The organism is Halobaculum sp. CBA1158, from assembly GCF_021431925.1.
Taxonomy (GTDB): Archaea; Halobacteriota; Halobacteria; order Halobacteriales; family Haloferacaceae; genus Halobaculum.
Window position 1 is genome coordinate 191135 of the sequence record NZ_CP090372.1, and the last position, 19767, is coordinate 210901.

Annotated in this window: 19 protein-coding genes; 7 read left to right on the plus strand and 12 right to left on the minus strand. The window is 68.3% G+C overall.

All coding sequences use genetic code 11. The features are described from left to right. Nucleotides 1-190: 190 nt before the first annotated feature. Both Hbl1158_RS15820 and Hbl1158_RS15825 read right to left on the minus strand, forming a co-directional pair. Nucleotides 191-1360, minus strand: coding sequence for an ABC transporter substrate-binding protein (locus Hbl1158_RS15820; protein ID WP_234299616.1), 1170 nt, complete (start codon nt 1358-1360; stop codon nt 191-193). A 111-nt stretch (nt 1361-1471) separates the two neighbouring features. Then, entirely contained in the window at nt 1472-2482 is a 1011-nt protein-coding gene (locus tag Hbl1158_RS15825; RefSeq protein ID WP_234299617.1) for a hypothetical protein, read from the minus strand. A gap of 305 nt (nt 2483-2787) precedes the next feature. Between Hbl1158_RS15825 and Hbl1158_RS15830 the strand changes: the two genes are divergently transcribed. After that, entirely contained in the window at nt 2788-3951 is a 1164-nt protein-coding gene (locus Hbl1158_RS15830; protein ID WP_234299618.1) for a tyrosine-type recombinase/integrase, read from the plus strand. Nucleotides 3952-3994: 43 nt separating this feature from the next. Here the strand turns inward: Hbl1158_RS15830 and Hbl1158_RS15835 are convergent, their stop codons facing one another. Both Hbl1158_RS15835 and Hbl1158_RS15840 read right to left on the minus strand, forming a co-directional pair. Beyond that, nucleotides 3995-4312 carry an antibiotic biosynthesis monooxygenase gene (locus Hbl1158_RS15835; RefSeq protein ID WP_234299619.1) on the minus strand — a complete coding sequence of 106 codons (318 nt, stop codon included), beginning with the start codon at nt 4310-4312 and terminating at the stop codon, nt 3995-3997. Nucleotides 4313-4561: 249 nt separating this feature from the next. Further along, nucleotides 4562-5218: a lactate utilization protein gene (locus Hbl1158_RS15840; RefSeq protein ID WP_234299620.1), complete on the minus strand. Its 657-nt coding sequence runs from the start codon at nt 5216-5218 to the stop codon at nt 4562-4564. 183 nt (nt 5219-5401) lie between these two features. Here Hbl1158_RS15840 and Hbl1158_RS15845 point away from each other — a divergent pair, with 183 nt between their 5' ends. After that, a complete protein-coding gene (locus Hbl1158_RS15845) occupies nt 5402-8320 on the plus strand; it encodes a GAF domain-containing protein (protein ID WP_234299621.1) in 2919 nt (972 codons plus the stop codon). Nucleotides 8321-8564: 244 nt separating this feature from the next. Here Hbl1158_RS15845 and Hbl1158_RS15850 read toward each other — a convergent pair whose 3' ends face one another. The 3 genes from Hbl1158_RS15850 to Hbl1158_RS15860 all read right to left on the minus strand — a co-directional run bounded on the left by Hbl1158_RS15850 (nt 8565) and on the right by Hbl1158_RS15860 (nt 10866). Further along, nucleotides 8565-9500, minus strand: coding sequence for an EamA family transporter (locus tag Hbl1158_RS15850; RefSeq protein WP_234299622.1), 936 nt, complete (start codon nt 9498-9500; stop codon nt 8565-8567). Nucleotides 9501-9555: 55 nt separating this feature from the next. Further along, nucleotides 9556-9987, minus strand: coding sequence for a CBS domain-containing protein (locus Hbl1158_RS15855; RefSeq protein WP_234299623.1), 432 nt, complete (start codon nt 9985-9987; stop codon nt 9556-9558). 162 nt (nt 9988-10149) lie between these two features. Continuing rightward, nucleotides 10150-10866 (minus strand): hypothetical protein, encoded by a 717-nt coding sequence (locus Hbl1158_RS15860; protein ID WP_234299793.1) that lies wholly within the window; start codon nt 10864-10866, stop codon nt 10150-10152. Nucleotides 10867-11055: 189 nt separating this feature from the next. Between Hbl1158_RS15860 and Hbl1158_RS15865 the strand changes: the two genes are divergently transcribed. Both Hbl1158_RS15865 and Hbl1158_RS15870 read left to right on the plus strand, forming a co-directional pair. Beyond that, nucleotides 11056-11562, plus strand: coding sequence for a hypothetical protein (locus Hbl1158_RS15865; RefSeq protein WP_234299624.1), 507 nt, complete (start codon nt 11056-11058; stop codon nt 11560-11562). A gap of 57 nt (nt 11563-11619) precedes the next feature. Beyond that, complete coding sequence (locus tag Hbl1158_RS15870) at nt 11620-12393, plus strand: hypothetical protein (protein ID WP_234299625.1); 774 nt, start codon at nt 11620-11622, stop codon at nt 12391-12393. Nucleotides 12394-12436: 43 nt separating this feature from the next. Here Hbl1158_RS15870 and Hbl1158_RS15875 read toward each other — a convergent pair whose 3' ends face one another. The 4 genes from Hbl1158_RS15875 to Hbl1158_RS15890 form a co-directional block, all read right to left on the minus strand. Further along, nucleotides 12437-12712, minus strand: a complete 276-nt coding sequence (locus Hbl1158_RS15875) for a hypothetical protein (RefSeq protein WP_234299626.1) — start codon at nt 12710-12712, stop codon at nt 12437-12439. 53 nt (nt 12713-12765) lie between these two features. Then, nucleotides 12766-13755: a ring-cleaving dioxygenase gene (locus Hbl1158_RS15880; RefSeq protein ID WP_234299627.1), complete on the minus strand. Its 990-nt coding sequence runs from the start codon at nt 13753-13755 to the stop codon at nt 12766-12768. 136 nt (nt 13756-13891) lie between these two features. After that, nucleotides 13892-14260, minus strand: a complete 369-nt coding sequence (locus Hbl1158_RS15885) for a HalOD1 output domain-containing protein (protein ID WP_234299628.1) — start codon at nt 14258-14260, stop codon at nt 13892-13894. Further along, nucleotides 14257-14721, minus strand: coding sequence for a hypothetical protein (locus Hbl1158_RS15890; protein WP_234299629.1), 465 nt, complete (start codon nt 14719-14721; stop codon nt 14257-14259). Before Hbl1158_RS15890 ends, Hbl1158_RS15885 begins: the two co-directional genes overlap by 4 nt. A 517-nt stretch (nt 14722-15238) precedes the next feature. On the opposite strand from Hbl1158_RS15890, the gene Hbl1158_RS15895 reads away from it, so the two are divergent. After that, complete coding sequence (locus Hbl1158_RS15895) at nt 15239-15538, plus strand: hypothetical protein (RefSeq protein ID WP_234299630.1); 300 nt, start codon at nt 15239-15241, stop codon at nt 15536-15538. A 2-nt stretch (nt 15539-15540) separates the two neighbouring features. Continuing rightward, nucleotides 15541-17244: an NAD+ synthase gene (locus tag Hbl1158_RS15900; RefSeq protein WP_234299631.1), complete on the plus strand. Its 1704-nt coding sequence runs from the start codon at nt 15541-15543 to the stop codon at nt 17242-17244. A gap of 114 nt (nt 17245-17358) precedes the next feature. Here Hbl1158_RS15900 and Hbl1158_RS15905 read toward each other — a convergent pair whose 3' ends face one another. Next, nucleotides 17359-17871, minus strand: coding sequence for a TrmB family transcriptional regulator (locus tag Hbl1158_RS15905; RefSeq protein ID WP_234299632.1), 513 nt, complete (start codon nt 17869-17871; stop codon nt 17359-17361). 231 nt (nt 17872-18102) lie between these two features. Here Hbl1158_RS15905 and Hbl1158_RS15910 point away from each other — a divergent pair, with 231 nt between their 5' ends. Continuing rightward, on the plus strand, nt 18103-19668 hold the full coding sequence (locus Hbl1158_RS15910) for an FAD-binding domain-containing protein (protein ID WP_234299633.1): 1566 nt from the start codon (nt 18103-18105) through the stop codon (nt 19666-19668). Nucleotides 19669-19767 lie beyond the last annotated feature (99 nt).

Sequence of the window (19767 nt, forward strand, 5' to 3'; positions counted from 1 at the left end):
CTCTCATCTTCCGGCGTCGACGTGTCGGTCGCGGTTGACTCTTCGACTTCCGTGTCGGTCGGCGTTGATCCCCCGTCGCTTTGTCCCCCACAGCCGGCTAGCAACCCACCGCCGACGACCGTCCCGCCGTACTTTATGTAGTCCCGCCGCGTCGGAACCTCGCTCGTATTAGTATCGTTGTCGCTCATAGTCAGATATCCCCATTGACGATCTCCGAGACGCGCTGACGGTCGAACAGCTGTTCTTCCTCAGGAATCTCGCCGACGCCAGGATACTCGCCGAAGGTCTCGGGATAGAGGTACTTCGCGGTCAGTTCGCTGTAGAACAGGTACGCGACCGGACCGGCGTACGGCGTCCCACCGGGGTAGAAGGCGTCGTTCTGGATGGCGGTGAGATCCTGGGCACCCGGCTCGTTCTCGACGCTCTCGACGATACCCTCGTGGCTGACTCCGTCGATTTCGGGGTAAAACAGCGAGGACCCTTGGATCAGGATATCGGGGTCGATCTCCAGCATCGTCTCCATATCGACGGTGCCCCCGAACTCGAATGGAACGTCGTCGCCGTACGTCTCGCGAATGGCGCTCTTCGAGCCGACGTTCCGGTAGTGGCGGGTTCCGTAGCCGCCCTGTTCGATGTCGTACGTGTAGAAGTTCCCGTCGAAGTAGCTGACCTGCATCACCGTCGGCCGCTCGCTCTCCGGCGGGAGGTCGGCCTGAATCGTCTCGGTCAGCTCCTCGTCGACCTGTCTGAGTGCCTCGAATCGCTCCTGCTCCCCGAGCGCCTGCGCGAACTTCTCGTACAGTTCGTACAGCGTGTAGTACTCGTACGGCCGGTCACCCTCGTACCCCCTGTCGACGCTGTAGCGGTTCGCGAAGAACGGTGCGACGTTCTGTCGGAGCTCCTCGATATCGGTCTCGTCCAACCCTTCGAGCGTCGGCGCTCGGTAGGGGTCCATCGCGATGAGGTCCGGCCCAATCTCGTAGATGAGTTCCTTGTCGACCTGCTCGCCGACGAAGCTCTGGATCTGTTCGGTCTCGAAGGAGACGCCCGGCAGCGACTCGTGGAGCGTGAACCACGTTCCGCCGGGGTCGTCGAACCCGGCCACGGCGTCCCCGTGGCCGAGTTCGTACGCCATGTGGAGCCACTGCCGGTCGTACGCGATCATGCGCTCCGGTGGAGCGTCGAACTCGACGGTGCCGACCGGCGACATCGTCACCGAGTAGCTCTCGTCTTCCGGCGTCGGTGTCTCGGTATCGGATGGCTCGTCGGCCTCCGTATCGGTCGGTGTCGATCCGGAATCGGACTGCCCCGCACACCCGGCGAGCAGTCCCCCGCCGACGACCGCCCCACCGTATTTCACGCAGTCCCTGCGCGTCGGTCCCGCTTGTGGTGCACCGTCTTTCGACATGAGGTTTAGGCTTGCCTAACGGGTATTAAAGCACTCGATTTTTAGGCTAACCTGAAGCGTCGGTTAGCGAGGTGCGCCGCACCGTGGGCACATCGGTGGGCCGGCCTCCGGAAGTTCGAGCCCGCAGTACGGGCACGCCTCGCCGTCCGGACTCGTCATCGCCTCGACGACCGCCTCGGTGCCGGAACGGAGTGACGCGAGCGTACCGACCGCTCGTTTCTCGTCGCCACCGGCCGTGTCCTCCCGCGCGTCCCGGAGGAATGCCACTCGCGGGGCCACGAACTCGGCGGCGTCCTCGTCGTCGATATCGATAGCGTCCGGAGACGAGACGCGCTCGCCGTCGACGCGGCGCAGTAGCCCTACCGCTTCGGCGGCCCGTCCGCGAACGTACGGGTCCTCACCCTCGTCCGTGAGCCGACTCACGAGTGCATCGCGGGCTGAAGCGAGCTTCGCGGGGTGCTCACAACCCACGGCCGTCAGCGCCGTACAGAGGTGGTAGCGAACGAGTACTTCGTCGTCGACGAGGTGCTCGGCGAGCGACTCCACCTGGTGACGGAGCCGACTCGGGTCGCCGAGTGCGACGCACTCCAGGGCTTTCGCCAACTTCTCTTTGACCTCCGCTTCGTCGAACGACAGCCCGATGCGGAAGTCGGCTAAGATCGCTGGGTCGCTGACCGCCTCTGGGTGCTCGCGACCAATGTAGCCGAGCGCCTCGGCACAGCGAGCTCGAACGTAATAGAACTCCTCGTCGTCGGCCAGCCGGTCGGCGAGGGGGTCGATCGCCGGGAGAGCGACCGCGGGCTCGGTCTCAGCGAGCGAGACGAACAGTTTTGCGGTAGTCAGCCTGACCGCCCGGTCGTCGTCGGTCAGAAACATCGAGAGCGGGCCGACGAGGTCTTCGGCAGTACGCGGTCGCTCCGCGACGACGTCCCGAACCGCCCGCAGCGTCCGCTTGCGAGTCTCCGTCTCAGCCGCGCAGAGCCGGTCGAGACATGCCGCAGTCTCCTCGACCCTCTCCGTTTCGAGGAGTTCGGGCAGGCGGTCGGCCGGTGGCGACTCGTTTGGTTCGCTCATCGACTCAGCGGATATGTGAGCCGGTTTCGCGTTCGGTCGCTTCAATCCGGTGGTTTAGCGGAGGGATCACGAACCGACAGAGATTCCACCCCGAGACTGGCTTTTCTCCCGAAGCTGTGGATCGTCGGAAGGCGATGGTTAGATATAGCGCTATGCAATTTACGCACAACAAAAGTTCGGAGTATATGCCGATAGTACGCGCGAGAAACGCTGAAACCCCAGAATCCCGTCTTTCACGATCCACATTAGCTTACTCAACTAAGCACAAGTGGTTTGAAGTGGGGCCGCGCCCTCGGTGGAGCCGAATGGGTACGACGGGATCAGACCGGGCGGGGCGTGTCCGTCCGTGCACGACGCTGTCCGACGCGTTCGACGCGTTCGTCGCAAGCGTGAGCAAGGGCGACTCGGGACGCCATCGCGGGGAAGTCGAGCGCGTCGTCGGCGCGTTCGTCGAGCGCGTCCGGGACCGCGGCGTCAGGGAGGTCGCTGATCTCGGCGTCCGTCACCTCGAAGAGTACGCGGGGTACCTCGCTCGGCGGGCGTGGGCCCGGGAGGAGGACCCGAATGCCGGGATCACCGGGCGGACCGCCCACCAGTACTACGCGCTCGTCCGGTCGTTCTGCACGTACCTCGTCGAGCGCGACGCCCTGGAGTCCAACCCCGCGAAGTCGACCGTCGCGACGGACGCCCTCCCCGAGGAATCGGTGGGCGTCCGCGACGACGGCCGGCGACAGTTCTGGAGCAGCGAGACGCGCGAGGCGATCGTCCGATGGATGGACTGGCGGACCGAGGACGCACTCGACAACGAGTGGCTCGACGCGGAGCGCGCGACCCGCGACCGCGCGCTCGTCGCCGTGCTCGCCTACTCCGGGGCCCGCGGGGCCGAACTCTTTCGAGACCCGCAGAACGACCGTCGACGGGGACTCCGATGGCGCGACGTGGACCTCGACGCCGGCGTCCTCCGCGTGTACGGGAAGACCCAGGAGTGGCAGCAGTCGCCGCTGTTGAACCCGGGAGTCGAGCGACTACGCGCGCACCGTCGCCGACAGGATCCGCCGAGCGAGGAGTGGCCCGTGTTCCCGACCGCCCACCTCCCGAGTCTGTACGACGTGGTCCGGAGGAGCGACGGCGTCGACGAGGAGCCGACGAAGGACACAGTCGGATCGCTGCTGCGCGAGCACGACCTGGTTCCGCCGGCGATCTCGACGACCGGCGCGCGGACGCTCCTCAAGCGCCTGTCGGCGGAGAGCGGGGTCACGCAGGACGGCGAGGCGTTGCTCCCGCACGGTGCTCGGCGCGGACTCGGCGACGAGCTGTACGACACGAGCGCGGAGTTGGCACAGGAGGTGCTCCGACACCAATCGGTCGAAACCACGCACGCGAGCTATCGCGACGACGACGTGGAGCGACTTCGGGAGGCCGCAGAAGACGCCCTCGGTGGTCCTCCGTCCGCCGAGAGGGAGCGGTGATCCGGACCGCGACTCTGTCGCACGTTCCGCGGTCGGTGACGGCTCAGTACGTCTCGACCTCGCGTAGTTCGTAGTGGCGTGCCCGGTCGTCGTAGCGAGCGAGGACCTCGCGGGCCTCCGGCGGGACGTGTGCGGACTCGTAGTCCTCGCCCGCGAACCGTTTGACTGCATCGAGGGACTCGAATCGCATGGCCGTGACGAACTCGACGTCGTCCTCGCGAGCGCGCCGGAGCACGCGGACCCCGCGGTAGCCCTCGATGTCCTGCTCGGCGAACTCGGGGAGGATCCGTTCTCGGAGTCGTCGCTCGTACTCGTCGGCGTCTTCCGGAGTCGCCCACCCGTGCCAGATGCGTTCGATCATGTTGCGGCGGGATCGGGTTCCCGTCTTCGATGCATAGGTCCTCCGCCGGGGGCCCGGGTTCCGCGACCGTTCCGGTGAGCGATGTCCGACCGGTCCCTCTACCGGCCCGTGATCGCGTCACATAGCGACGACCACGGTCGAAGCACGCGACGGCGGGGTCGAAGCGCGCGACGGAGACGAACGCACGGACGCGGAACGACTCGCCGGGACGGTCGGGGGATCAACGGGAAGGCGATCGGTCAGATCCGATCAGTAGCCGAGCTGCTCGCGGACGAGGACGACCGTGGTCCGACCGGATTCGAGTTCCTGCCGGAAGATCAGCTGCTTGGCGATGGCTGAGTCGACGCCGTACGCCTCCTTCGCGCGCTCGTTCTCGAGCGGGTAGGCGACCGACTCGAGCCGGTCGAGCGCGTCGTCCAGCGTCGGGACGATCTTGTTCACGCCGCTGACGATGACGACGTTGCCGGCGGCGAACGGGTACGCCCCGATGCGGCTTCCCGATCGGTCAGCGGCGACGAGCGCGCCCGTCTCGGCGATCGCGTTGACGCCGCCGAGGAAGTAGTCGGCCGTTTGCGCCTCTCGGCGAGCGGCCTGACGCTCCTCGTCGTCGTCGATGCTCCAGATCTCGTCCGGGAGGCTCTCCCAGCCGTGATCGCCGTCGCTCAGGTACTCGTCGAAGCCGATCTCCTCGAGCGTCGTCGAGTGACCGTTCATCACCGACGCGCCGGCGGGGACGATCGACTGCACCTCGGCGAGCGCCTCGTCGGCCGAGTCGACGACGACGACCTCGAAGCCGTTCGCCTCCAGGTTCGCGACGGTCTCATCGACGGTCTCCTCGTCGGCAAGTCGGTCAAGCGATTCGTCGATCTCAGTATCGTCTGCGTAGTCTGATTTCTGTTGGGACATGTGGATCTCGTGTGGCTTCTGCGGAGTATGATATTCGCCGGCGACCGATAAGCGCTCGCGGACACCGATGTCCCGGAGTGACAACGGTGTTACCGTCCCCGGGAGATACCGTCGTCCGCGAGGAGCCGCCGTCCGGTCAGGAGAACGTATATATGGGTCGGCAGGTATCCCCGGATATCCGACATGGCCGAACCGATCCGGGTGTTACACGTCGACGACGAGGCGGAGTTCGCCGAACTCGCCGCGACGTATCTCGAGCGCTACGACGAGGACATCGCCGTCGAGACTGCCTCGAGCGCCGAGGAGGGGCTCGACCGGATCGAAACCGAGCGGTTCGACTGCGTGATCTCCGATTACGACATGCCCGGGACGAACGGGATCGAGTTCCTCCGGGCCGTCCGCGACGATCGCCCCGATCTCCCGTTCGTCCTCTACACCGGGAAGGGGAGCGAGGAGGTCGCGAGCGAGGCGATCGCCGCCGGCGCGAGCGACTACCTCCAGAAGGACACCGGCACGGAACAGTACGAACTACTCGCGAACCGCGTTCGCAACACGGTCGACCGCCACCGCGCCGACCGCCGGGCGGCCGAGTCCGCTCGCATCCGCCGGCTCGTCTCCGCGATCAACGCGGCGCTGGTTCGCGCCACCTCCCGCGAGGCGGCAGAGCGCCGCGTCTGTGAGACCGTCGTCGACACCGACCCGTACGCGCTCGCGTGGATCCGCGGGCCCGACCCGGACGATCACACCGTCAGAGCGGTCGCTGGAGGCGACGGCGACCGCGCAGGCGACGACGCCGCGATCGCCGACCGCGAACCCGGCGCGCGGGCCCTCGACCGACGGGAGGTAGTCGTCGACGACGACATCGCCGCCGGCGAGGCGATCCCCTGGCGCGAGACGGCACTCGAGCGGGGCTACCGGGGGGCGGCCGCGATCCCTCTGGAGCACGAGGAGACGCTGTTCGGCGCGCTCGTGGTCTACGCCGACCGACCGAACGCGTTCGACCCCGAGGAACGCGAGCTGCTGGCCGAACTCGGCGACAACGTCGCACACGCCATCCACTCGTTCGACGTGCGCGACCGGCTCCACGACGAGCGCGACCGCAGGCAGGCGCTGTTCGAGAACGCGCCGAGTCCGGTCGTCGAGGGCGACATCAGGCGCGGCGGCGACGACCACCGGATCGCCGACGTGAATCGGGCCTTCGAGGAGACGTTCGGGATGGCCGCCGAGGAACTCGTCGGCTCGGACATCGACGACGTGATCGTTCCCGAGGACGACGAGGTACACCCCGAGTTCCGCGAGCGCGTCGCCGAGGGCGAGGCGATCATCAGGGAGGTCGAACGCTCGACCGCCGACGGCCGTCGGCTGTTCATCGCGTCCGTGATCCCCCGTGGCGTCCGCGACGGCCGAGCGGACGGCTGGTACGCCTGGTACATCGATATCACCGAACGCCGCGAGCGCGAGCGGGCGATCGAGTCGCTTCACGACGTGACGGCGGCGTTGCTGGAGGCGACGACCGCTGAATCCGTCGCCGAGATCGTCGTCGACGCCGTCCGCCGCATCCTCGATCTCCCGTACACCGGCGTCCACCTGCACGACCCCGAGGCGGGCGGACTGGTCCCCGCCGCGTGGACCGACGAGACCGAGGCCGTGATCGGCACGCCGCCGACGTTCTCGGTCGACGAGGGACGCGCCGGCGAGTGCTATCGGGCGGGCGAGCCGCGGGTGTACGAGGAGATCACGGAGTCGCCGGGACCGTACAACCCCGACACGCCGATCGAAAGCGAGATCCTGGTGCCGCTCGGGGACCACGGCATGCTGCTCGTCGGCTCGCCCGAGCGCGACGCCTTCGGCGAGGTGGACCTGTCGCTGGCGAGACTCCTCGCGGGCCACGCGACGGCTGTGCTCCACCGGATCGAGCGCGAGCGCGTGCTCGAACAGTTGCAGTCGCGGACGCGGTCGCTGATGGCGGCCGACGACGCCGACTCGATCGCCGACATCGCTGTCGAGACCGCCTCGGAGGTACTCGGCGCGGATCTGAGCGGCGTCCACCTGACGTGCGACGACGGGCGGCGACTGGAGTTGGCTACCTCCGCCGACAGCGTCGCCGAGGAGTTCGACGAACTCCCCGGCTACGATCGAGACGACGAGGACGACCTCACCGGCGAGGTGGTGTGGGACGCCTTCGACAGCGGCGAGGCGCGGATCATCCACGACGTGCGCGACCGGTCGAGACTGGCCGAGCAGACGCCCAGCAGGAGCGTGATCATCCACCCGTTGGGCGATCACGGCGTGTTCATCGTCTCGTCGATCGAGCCGAACGCCTTCGACGAGACCGACGCGGCGTTCGTGGAGATCGTCGCCGCGTCGGTCACCGCGGCCCTCGACCGAGTCGCGCGCGAGGAGGAGCTCCGGGAGCGAAACGAACGGCTGGACGAGTTCGCGAGCCTCGTCTCACACGACCTTCGCAACCCGCTCGATATCGTGCAGGGCCGGATCACTCTCGCCCGTGAGGAGACCGAAAACGACCACCTCGACCACGCGGAGCGCGCCCTCGACCGGGCGATGTCGCTGCTCGAGGAGTCGCTCTCGTTCGCACGGTCGGGACACACCGAGGCCGCTCTCGAGCGCGTCGACCTCGCGACGGCGGCCGCCGAGTCGTGGACGAACGTCGCGACGGGGGAGGCGACGCTGTCGGTCGAAGTCGACCGGACCGTTCGAGCCGACCCGAACAAGCTCAAACAGCTCTTCGAGAACCTCTTCGGCAACGCCGTTCGCCACGGCGGCGACGCCGTCCGGGTCGCCGTCGAGGGGCTCGCGGACGGCTTCGCGGTCGTCGACGACGGACCCGGGTTCGCGGAGGCGGACCGCGATCTGGTGTTCGACGCGGGGTACACGACCGCCGACGACGGCACCGGGTTCGGGATGTACATCGTCGGCCAGATCGCGGAGGCCCACGGCTGGCGCGTCGCCGTCGCGGACGCCGACGACGGCGCGCGGATCGAGGTCACCGGCGACGGCCTCGCGGGAGTGCCCGGCGGTGGAGCCGGTCAGGGGCGTTCAAAGCGGTCCGACGAGCGCCGGAGCTCCGAGAACGAACAGTAGCATCGCGACCGCTCCGCCGGCGACCAACGGCGTGTTCTCCATCGATTTCTCGTGGATCGACTGATAAAGTCGTTTCCGACCGCGAACGACGTCAGGGAGCGTCGACGGCGACGACAGTAGCTAAACTAGCTAAAATAGTTACCTATTGTAGATTGTTTGAAATAGGATCTCGACCACCCGAGCGTTCGATCGAGCGACCGTTCACACCCGTGACTGCGACGCCGCCGGATCAGGTCGTCTCCCTTCACTCGCGATCCGGCGCGCCACGGCCGGTCAGGCGGTGGATCTCGCCCGCGACGGCCCGGCGTTTCACCAGCAGAAAGCCCGCGAATATCAGGCCGAAGCCGCCGGCCGTCCCCGCGGTCGGGATCTCGTTCAGGAACGCCCACCCCGACAGCGCCGCGAACACCGGTGCGACGTACGAGACGAGGTTGATCTCGATGGGGCCCAGTCGGTCGAGCAGTTCGAAGTAGACGAGAAATCCGAGCGCGCTGGCGGCGATCGAGAGGTACGCGAGCGCGGCGACCGACTCGAGCGACACGGTGACCGCGGTCGTCGACTCCCCGAGCCCGACCGAGACGACGTGCATGAGCACCGCGCCGAGGAGCATCGCCCACGCCTCCAGGGTCTCGATCGGCAGGTCGGAGTCGACGCGTCGCGAGAGAACGCTCCCGAGCGCGAACGCAGCGGCCGCGCCCAGAATGAGAAGCGTGGGGACCGCGTCGCTCGCGAGGAGGTTCCCGGGTTCGAGTTCCGACAGCACGGCCACGCCGACGAGTCCGAGCGCGAGTCCGACGATCCCCACAGGAGTGAGCCGCTCCCCGGGGAGGAACACGCGCGCGAAGCCGGTCGTGAGGATCGGACTGAGGCTCACGACCACCGCCGCGGCGGCGCTGGTCACGCCGGGGTCGGTCTGGCCGATGAACAACAGGGCGTGGTACGCCGCGATGATCAAGAGCGCGCCGACGGCCACGTCGGCCCAGTCGGCTCGGCTCCGCGGGACGGGCGCGTCGGTCGCGTACGCGGCGTAGGCGAGCATCACGAGCCCGGCGATGTCGTACCGGACCGCCGCGAACAACACCGGCGGGACGTACTCCAGTCCCGCGTTGATCGCCATGAACGCCGAGCCCCAGACGGCCGCGAGAAGCACGAACAGCCCGAGCGTCCGATACCGTGTCATACCGGGTGTGCACCGCGGGCGCGTCTGAACGTTTCGTCTTCGTCGAGGACGGGCGTCAGCCGTCCCCGGACTCCCAGCGGTCGGACATGGCGTCGAGCTGATGCGCCTCCTTGATGAAGTCGCTGTGGTGGGCGACGATGTCGCTTCGGGTGAGAATACCCACGAGGTCGGTGCCGTCGACGACGGGGAGCTTCTTCACGTCGCGTTCGACCATCCGGGCGACGGCCGTGCGAACGGTCGCGCTCTCGGCGACCGTGATCAGTGGATGGCTGGCGACCGGACGGATCGGTATCTCTCCCAGCGGTTCGCCCGTGATCGCACCGGCCCGGAGCACGTCCGTCTCTGTGACGATCGCGACCGGGTCGCCGCCGGTCGTGACCAGGACGCTCCCGATACCCTCATCGAGCATCCGCTTTGCGGCGGTCGCGATCGTCTCGTCGGCGTCGCACGTGACGACCTCTCGCGTCATCACCTCGCGCACGAGCATGCCGGGGGAAGCGTCGGCGAACGAGGAAGGTGTATCGCTCGTGGCGGCCGGCGAAGGCGGAGATCGAGTTCGGACGGGGAGCCCCCGACGATCAGTCGATCGGCGGTGTGAGGAGGCCGACCGGAATCGGAGCGGCGGCCACCGCGCCGCCGCCCACCTCGCTCAGAAGCCGCCGTAGCGGAGATACACCATGTCGGCGATGAGCAGGAGTTGGAACAGGCCCTGCACGAGCCCGAGTTTCGCGTTCTGTTGCCCGACCGCGGCGATGACCGACGCGTCGGGGTTCGGGGAGATCATCTCGCGATACATCCGGAGTTCGCCCGGGAGCAGGAAGCCGAAGCCCTGGACCGATAGCACCGTGACGATCCCGAGTGCGACCGCGATCACGGGCGTCGTCATCTCGAACGATCCGATCGTCGCCGCGACCCACGCCAGCGACCCGACGGTCGCGACCGCGAAGACGGCCTGCCACCGTCGGTCCCCGAAGGCGTTCATCCGCCAGCCGAACACCAGCAGGATCGGGATCGCGTTCGCCGCGGTGAACAGCGCCAGCCACGGCTCGGCGTGCGGGAACGCTCCGATCCGTTGAGCCAGCGTGATCCCGGCGGCGATGGTGGTGAACGCCAGCGCCGGGAGGAGGAAGGCGGTCTTCGGCGTGAGTCGCTCGAAGACGGCCGCGCTCTGTTCGTCGTCGAGGCCGCCGATGACGGGGCCGAGCACGGCTCCGATGAACAGGTCGATCCCCGTCCAGAGGACGCCGGCCATGACGTGAACGTACGTGTGCACCTGGAGCGACGCGACCGTGACAGCGTAGCCGAGCGCGACCAGCGGGATCGCGACGACTGCGACCGCGAAGGCGGGGTTGCTCCGGCGCGCCAACCCCCCGACGACGCCGTGAACCGTATTCGTTGACATGTGCCGGAGACGTGAAGTGTCGCTCACAAAAGCGTACCGGGGCGGAGTCGGCTCGCGTCGGGTCCGACCGACCTCACCCTCGGTCGCGCACCGTGTTTCGCTGAGTGATAGCCGGCGGGAAATCGTTATATGACAGTTGGCCAACGAGCGCGTATGGCGTCCTCGGACGGCGACCGATCGCCGGTCACCGAGCGGGAGCAGTCACCGCTCACCGCCGACGAGAAGCGGGAGATGATCCGAGAGCTCGACCGGACGGTGCGGTACGGCTCGACGGGGCTGGAGACGAGCACGTGGGCGACGCTCGCGGGCTGTACGGCGACGTTCGTGCTCGCCGGCGACGACCGGATCGCGATCCGGCTTCGGTACGACGAGTCGTCGCTTCCGGGTCCGGTGACCGTCGAGGGCGACGCGGACGGTCGTTCCTCGAGTGCGTCGAACGCGGGACCTCCGACCCGGTTCATCGACCTGTCGCCGGCTCACGAGGCGGTGTACGAGGACCTGACCGACGTGGCCGGCCGCGCCGTCGACCCCTACGCCGTCACGGTTCCGGACAGCCCCCTGGCGCGCCGCGCCCGCGACGGAACCGTGACGTTCGACGCGACGCTCGAACGGCTCACCGGCGAGGCGTCCGCGGAGCCGCGAACCTTCGAGTGGGGCTGACGTCGACCCGAGCCGACGAGGACAGCAACCAAACGACCGGACAGGAGTGATCACGACATGACGAACCCCTTCGAACTGGACGACACCACACCCGATCGCCCGACCGATGACGGCGGCACGGCACCCGATGAGAGCACCGACGGGGACGCGACCGCCGGCGCGAGCGAGGAGACGAACGACCGCACGGGAGCCGGCTCGACCACCGGCGATCGGGGAGGGTCGGGCTCCCGAGCGCGAGAGAACCGTCCCGCTCGAGGCGACAGCGACGAGCAGCGGACGACGGGGACCGATCGAACGGGGTCGGCGAGGGACGGCCGACTCGGTCGGTACGTCGCCGGCGACGAGGAGGTGGAGATCGTCTCGCGCGGGTCGACCCGGCTGTTCGCCGTGACCGACAGACGCCTCCTCGACATCTCGAAGGGGGAGACGACCGCCGGCCGGCCGGCCGAGTTCGTGCAGACGACGCTGTTCAGCAACGTCGCGAGGGGAAACCTCTCGCTCAGGGAGTCGATCACCGAGATCAACTGGCTGCAACGGATCGTCGCGGGCTTCCTCGTGTTGATAGCGCTGAGCGTGTTCGCGGTCGCGGTGGAGGTGAACTCGGGAGACATCACCGCCGTGCTCGTTCTCGGAGGCCTGATCACGCTCGCCCTCGCCGCCTGGCTCTGGCTGACGTCGACGACGGAATCCCCCGGCGGTATCGTGATCGAGTTGTACCACGACACCCCACGCGAGGACTCGATGGTGAGCTACACGCTCCCCGAGGACCAGAAGGAGACCGCCAGGGCCGTGATTCGAATGGTCGGGGCCGCGGACGACGCCGCCAGGTGATACCGACGGGCGGGACGAGGGTCCCGTCAGCGGGCAACGGGAGCTACTCCTTGATCTCGGTCATGTCGCCGTCGAGGCCGCCGCGGTCCGCGCTGCCGCCGCCCGACGCCGTCGCGTCGCGTCCGCGCGTTCGCTGATAGAGCGCACCCAAGAGCGCGAATATCACGACGTTCCAGGCCAGCGTCGAGAGAAGCGCGACCGGACTCTCGACCAGGTACGTCAGCGGAACGAGCGAGCCCTGCATGACGATCGGCTGGAGATATCCGACGACCACCGCGACGACACCGACGGTTGCGCCGAGCGTGACGCCCTGATTCATCACGGTGGGTCGTTCGTATCGCGGAACATAAATGTTCGTCAGGGTGACGCGTCTCAGTCGTCCGCCTCGGCGGTGTCGGTCCGCGGGACGGTCACGTCGGGGAGTCCGGCCTCGATCTGCTCGCGACGGTCCTCGAACGGTCCGGGCAACACCAGCCGACCGCCGAGGTCGTCGAGAGGCTCGTCGCTGTCGTAGCCGGGGTCGCTCGTCGCGAGTTCGAACAGCACGCCGTTGTGCTCGCGGAAGTACACCGAGCGGAACCAGTGGCGGTCGATCTGCTGGGTCGGGGAGAGCCCCTCCCCCTGCACCGCCGACCGCATCGCCGACTGGTCCTCGTCGGTCGGCGTCTGGAAGGCGACGTGATGGACCGTGCCGTGGCCCTGGCGGCCGGCTCGGATCGTCGGCAGCACGTCGACGTACCGTCCGACCGTGCCGGAGGCGGCGAATCGGGTGCGCTCGTCGCCCGCCTCGTCGCCGGGGGACTCCTCGGTGCCGACCCGCTCCAGCCCCATGGTCTCGAGCAGCTCCATCGTCGCCTCCGGGTTCCCGAGCCACAGCGTCACCGAGTGGAACCCCCGGATCGCGTGCTCGGCGGGGACGAACTCGGTCCACGGGACCGTGGGGTCGTCCTCGGGGATCTCGACGGCGACCAGTTCGACCGGAAGGCCGTCCGGGTCCCGGAACGGGAGGACCGTCTCGCCGAAGCGTTCGAGCCGGTCGTCGTAGTCGACGCCGTAGTCGTCGAAGCGGTCCTCCCAGTAGTCGAGACTCCCCTGGGGGACGCGGAACGCGGTCCGGGACACCTGTCCCGAGCCGACCGTCCCCTGCGAGAGATCCTCCCACGGGAAGAACGTCATACTCGTCCCGGGGGTCCCCTCCGCGTCGGCGAAGAAGAAGTGGTACGTGCCGGGGTCGTCCTGGTTGATCGATCGCTTGACGAGCCTGAGTCCGAGCGTCTCGACCCAGAAGTCCATGTTTCGCTGCGGATCGCCCGCGACGCAGGTGACGTGATGAATTCCCGGAGTCGGCGTGATGTCGGCCATGCGATCGGGGAGGAGCGCCGGGGACTTGAGTCCGCGCTGACGTGAGTGTTACCGGGTCGAAAGGCAACTGGTCAGGCTCGGTCGCGGTCGGTCGGCGTTACGGTCGCGGTCGGTGGTCGCGGTCGCAGGTCCCGAGTCAGTCGCTCGCGGGTCGCCCGTCCCCCGGTTCGTACACGTCGATGGTACCGGCCGTTCGGACGACGACCACGTACGGATCGACGGTGAACCGGACGGTCCCGTTCGCCTGCGAGCGGGCCGAGCCCCCACCGTCGACGAATCGCTCCAGGGCGTCCAGGTCGATCAGGTCGTGTACCACCGGAGTGGTCACCTCGTGAGGGTCGACGCCCTCGGCGTCGGCGAGCGCGAACACGATCGCTGTGACGATATCGTCCTCGTCCGAGCGGTAGCGCCTGCGCGCGAGGTGAGCCCACTCCTCCGCCTCGGTCCGGGTCGCGGGGGCCGCCCCTCCCGACTTCGGATCGTCCCCCGGTTGATCCTCGCTCATCGCCCGGAGGAGTCGGCCGGGTCGGGGGAATCAGCGGCGTCCGTCTCGGCGGTAGCGGCGTCGTCGACCGCGGCGCGGACGGCGGAAATCGCCTCCACGACCGGAGTGAGGTGCTCGCCCGGCGCGACGGTCTCGGACCCCTGATCGTAGTCGACGACGTTCAGTTCGTCCAGCTTCGGCACGTGCCCGTGGTACAGCGCGGCGTAGACGCGCTCCCACTCGTAGTTCGTCACCGCCGCCTCCGGGACGTCCTGTTCGCGGCTCGCGAGCGCCATGGCGGCGTCCGCGAGCGACATGGGGAGGTCGTCGGTCTCGGTCTCATCGAGCAGGCGACACAGCTCCCGTCGGCGGGCGTGACACGCGGCCTCGAACACGATGCTCTCGCTCGGTTCCTCCCTCGCCCGAAGGGACGGAGACGATCGCGGGCGATCGGCCCCGTTCTCCGACCCGTCTCCGGTCATGCGCGGACCGACGCACTCATCCGTATAAATACTGCCGGCGTGCTGCCTGAGACGCCGCAGCGACGTTCACACGGGAGAACAGCGGTTCGCGAGACTCTCAGCGTTTCGGCGACCACGCGGTGTCCGCCGATCACCGCGAGGTGGGGAATGAGTTGCGTTGATAGATTCGGACAAACACAAATCGATTTCGAGAAAGTTCGTCTACCTGCATTGTCTTGCCCCTAATAGTGTACTAATAGTATAGAGAATAGCCGCGAGGACTAGGTTGTTGTACGAAACTGTTTAGGTGCTTGGTAGTTCGGTTGAGGACATGAGAGAAGAAAACGAACGTGGCAGCCAATCCGATTTAGTGAATCGAATAGACTGTAGTTTCGAAATGAGTAGTTAGATCAGAGTAGAAGATGAGAAACTATTGGACGAATGGTGCAGAGTCCATCGGCGGACCGCGCCGTTCGACAGAGCACACGAACGTAACTTCGATCGCGACTGCGACCGCAACGCCGACCGACCCCTCCCAATGAGCGACGAGAAATCCACCACGACCGACGAATCGCCCCCATTCGATCCCACCGCCGTCACCGGCGCGCTGCCGGATGGATCCGAACCGCTCACGCCGGCGTACGACGACTCCGACCGGTACGCCAGGCTGGAACTGGCCGACGACTCGGTGATCGTGTACGACCGCGAGCGGACGGACGCGTGGATCCAGTCGGACACGGCTCGGTCGCTCCCCGTCGCCCCGGCCGATGTCGCGGACGGCGCGTCCCCCCTCGACGACGCCGTGACGACCGACCGCAGCGATTCCGGAGGTGACTGACGGTGGCGGTCGGGCGGGCACGCGAGGGGTCCCGCGAAGACATCGACCCGCGGTGGACGCCCGAGGAGCTCCGCGACCGGGCGTCGGCGCTGCTGCGGTCGGTCGTCGACGACGCCGACGCGTCGGGCGTCGTCGTCGGACTCTCGGGCGGCGTCGACTCCTCGACGACCGCGGCGCTGGCGGTCGACGCCCTCGGCGCGGACGCCGTGACGGGGCTGCTGCTCCCCAGCGACGGCTCGGTGGAGGAGAACCTCGCGGACGCCCGCGAGGTGGCGACCGACCTCGGGATCGACCATGCGACCGTGTCACTGACGCCGGCCGTCGAGGTGTTCAAGCGCCACGTGGCTCCCCGGATCGCTCCCAGGGGCGACGAGTACGCCGCCGGCAACTTCTCGGCGCGACTGCGGATGGCGTGTCTGTACTTCGTCGCGAACGTCGAGGATCGGATCGTCGTCGGGACGAGCAATCGCACCGAGCGACTGCTCGGCTACTTCACCAAACACGGCGACGGCGCGGCCGACGTGGCTCCGCTCGGCGAGTACGACAAAACCGAGGTGCGGGCGCTGGCGGAGCACCTCGGCGTTCCGTCGGGGATCGTCGAGAAGTCGCCGACTGCGGGGTTCTGGGAGGGACAGACCGACGAGGAAGAGTTGGGAGCCGGCTACGACACCCTCGATCGGGCGTTGCGCGCGATCGTCGATCGCGGGGAGAGTCCGACAGACGCCGACAGCGAGCCGTCATCCGCCGGACTCGACGTGGACCCGACGGTCGTCGACACGCAGCTGGACCGCCTCCGCGCGTCGGCGCACAAGCGTTCGCGGCCGCCGACGCCGTCGCGGACCGTCCGCGACCCCGGCTCTCAGCCCCGGTTCGCGACCGATCCCGAAGCGTCCGCGGCGGTCGCCGACGCTGTGGCCGGGTTCGTCCGCGAGCGCGTCGCGGCCGCGGGGGCCGAGGGCGTCGTCGTCAACGTGAGCGGAGGGCTCGACTCCAGCGTCGCGTGTGCGGTCGCGAGCGAGGGGCTCGGCCCCGATCGGGTGATCGGGCTCCACCTCCCGTGTCACATGGCCGACGACATGGGGACGCCGGATCCGGGTGACCTCGCGACCGACCTGGGAATCGACTACGCCCGCGTGAACGTCCGCCCGCTCGTCAGCGAACTCGAGGCGGCGATGCCGGCCGAGCTGTCGAACCGTGCCGGCACCCGAGAGCTGGGAAACCTCGTCGCTCGCGTTCGGATGGCGTGTGCGTACTACGTCGCCAACACGACCGACAGACTGGTGCTCGGAACGAACAACCGAACCGAGCGACTGCTCGGCTACTTCACCAAACACGGCGACGGCGGCGTCGACATCCAGCCGTTGGCGGGGATGTACAAGACCGAGGTCCGGGCGCTCGGGCGGTCGCTCGGGCTCCCGGACCCCGTGATCGATCAGGAGCCCACGGCGGGGTTCGAGATCGGCCGAACCGACGAGGACGCGCTCGGCGCGGACTACGACACGATCGACGCCGTGCTCGCGCGACTCGTCGACCGGGACGAGGGGATCGCCCGCACGGCGTCGGCGCTCGGCGTCGACGAGGCGACGGTCCGCCGCTTCGCGCGACTCCACGCGGAGACGGGGCACAAGCGCTCGCGCCCGCCGACGACCGAGAACGACCGGGGCGACGACAGGTACTTCCACGAACTGGAACTGAAGTTCGAGTGACCCGACCGGAGCGCGGTGGACTGGTGAGAGCGACTGTGGTTGGGTGGTGAGAGCGACTGCCGGGGGGCTTGTGGGAGCAACTGGCGGGGGCGACAGCCCGGGAGGACGGCGGGGCTACCGTCGCAGCGGGGCTTCCATCCGCGCGACGTCGAGGTTGAGTTCGTTCCTGCTCTCGTCGATCGCTTCGACCTGACCCGCCAGCACCAGCGCCGAGTTCGGCGTCGGACCGACGACTACCGGGTCGCCCACGTCGAATCGGGCGACCGACCCGCGAAAGGAGACGCGAGCGCGACACTTCTCGGGATGGTGGACGTTGACGAAGTCGATCTCCTCGATCGCCACGTCGATGCGGTCGTAGTCGTGTGCGAGTCCGAGCGTCTCGCCGTCGTCGTCGCGGTCGCGGTCGAGCGCCTCGAACGCCCGCTCGGTCGGAACGTACCCCCCGTCCGATCCGGGAACTCCCTCCACGAGGTCGAGCGACTTCATCATCTGCATGAGGTTCCGGATCGTTCCGACGTGGCGGTCGCACACCTCGGCGATCTCCGTCGCCGGCATCGGGGACTCGGTGGATTCGTAGCCGTTGACGAGGGTGTTGAGGATCTCCCGCTGACTGCTGGTCAGGTCCATCTGCGTCTATCGGGGGTTCGATGTGGACGTTCATATACGTTTGGCTCGTATCATTTTCTCGCGTATTATCGCGTGTGCGTTTTTCGAAGCCGGTAGTGACTCTTCGATCGTCGCCCGTATCGCGCTCGAAATGAAGAATTCGGGGACTCACCGATATCATCGGGAGCCCGTCCGGGTCGGAGCGCCTCCGGCGGGGAGAACGGTTATGCGTCGGCAGTCGCTTCACCGTCCATGCGCGAGGCGACGGCCGCCGGCGACGGCGTCCCGGAACCGCCGTCGGTCGACGACGGCGACGCCTGCGTCGTCTGGCACCGCCGGCACCTCCGCGTTCAGGATCACCCCGCGGTCACGTACGCGACCCGCGAGTACGACACGGTCTGCCCGCTGTTCGTGTTCGACCCGCACTTCTACGGCGACTCGGCGCTGGCGTGTGACGCCCGCCGACACTTCCTCCACGAGTCCCTGTCCGACCTCGCGGACGCCTACGCCGACCGCGACGTGGACCTCGTGTTCGCCCGGAGCGACCCGCTCGACGCCCTCGCGGCGTTCGTCGACCGCGGGTGGGAGGTCGTCGCGACCGCGGACGCGACGAGCCGGTACGGGGCTCGACGGGACGACCGCGCCGCCGACGCCCTCGACGTGACGTTCGTCGACGACGACGGGCTTCGCCGCGGCGTCGACGACCCCCGTGACGGCTGGGCCGACCACGTCGAGTCGTACCTCCGGGACGAGCCGACCGCCCCCCATCCGTCGGGCTTCGGGGACCACGGCGTCGACTCCGCCGCGAGCGTCGAGGGAATCGAGGAGCGATACGACGTGACGCCGGAGAAGTCGTCGGTCCCCACAGGCGGCCGGGAGGCGGCGCTCGCGCGGTTGGAGCGGTTCCTCGACCGGATCCACGAGTACCCTGGCTCCATCTCCGCGCCGTCGGCCGCCGAGACGGGGACGAGCAGGCTCTCGCCGTACCTCCGGTTCGGCTGTCTGTCGGTGCGGGAGGTGTTCCGCCGACTGGAGCGCGACGCGCCGGAGGGTCGCGGGAAGGAGATGTTTCGCGACCGGCTCTACTGGAACCGCCATTACACCCAGAAGCTCGTCGACTGGCCGGGGTGGACGGACCGCGCGGTCAACCCCGTCTTCCGCGGCCTGAACCGGAGCCGCCGCGACGACGAACTGATCGCGGCGTGGCGCGAGGGGCTGACGGGCTTCCCGCTCGTGGACGCCTCGATGCGGTGCCTGCGGGAGACGGGCTGGCTCAACTTCCGGATGCGGGCGATGTGCGCGTCCGTGTTCGGGTTCCTGCTGGAACAGCCGTGGTGGATCGGCGCGGACCACTTCTACGAGCATCTGATCGACGCCGACCCGGCGATCAACTACACGCAATGGCAGTACCAGACCGGACTCACCGGCGTCGGAGCCGTGCGCGTGTACGACCCCCGCAAGCAGGTCCGCGAACACGACCCCGACGGCGAGTTCGTCCGGCGGTGGGTCCCGGAACTCGCCGACGTTCCCGACGAGTACCTCGACGCGCCCGACCGGATGCCGTTGGCGCTCCAGGAGGAGGTCGGCGTCCGAATCGGCGAGGACTACCCCCGTCCGGTCGTCGACTTCGAGGCGAAACGGGCGGCCGCACGCGAGCGGTTCGGAGCCCTCGCCGACCGCGCGAGTGAAGCCGCGAGCGACCCGACGGTTCGGCGGCGGCTCTCGCTCTCGCGACGCGGGCGTGCGGACGACGGCGACGGCGACGCCCACGAGGACGGACCGGCGGCCGGCCAGTCCAGCCTCGACGCCTTCGAGTGAGCCGCGGCCCCGGCTCGCGGCCCGATCTCACGACCCCGCCTCGCGATCCCGAACCGCGACTCGGCGTCGTCGGGGGCGAGCGTCCTGCGCGTCGCATAC